This window comes from Frigoribacterium sp. AC759, assembly GCF_979256015.1.
In genome coordinates, this window is sequence record NZ_CEEDMT010000094.1 from 1 (window position 1) to 271 (window position 271).

The 271-nt window shown below is 74.9% G+C and carries 1 protein-coding gene; it reads right to left on the reverse strand.

What is annotated here, in order from left to right; translation table 11 throughout:
* Positions 1 to 271, reverse strand: a 271-nt coding sequence (locus ACZ6JE_RS15225; RefSeq protein ID WP_464319485.1) for a hypothetical protein, incomplete at both ends; no start/stop codon positions are given.

Sequence of the window (271 nt, forward strand, 5' to 3'; positions counted from 1 at the left end):
GCGCGACGTCCGTGGCGCGGGTCGGGGCAGAGGGTTCCCGACCACGAGCCGTCGACTCCCCCGCCGTACGAGTCGAACGCGGTGGTCGGGTACGTCTCGACCCCGTCGATTCCCGGCCCGACGAAGGCGAACGACACGATCGGGTCGCCCTCCGTCGTGGGGGTCGACCAGGCGAGCTCGGCCGACGCCCCGGCGCCGGACGCGTCGGCGAGGCAGTCGAGCGCCTCCGGATCGAGCTGGACGCCCTGCGGGAGGGCGAACTCGCCGCAGG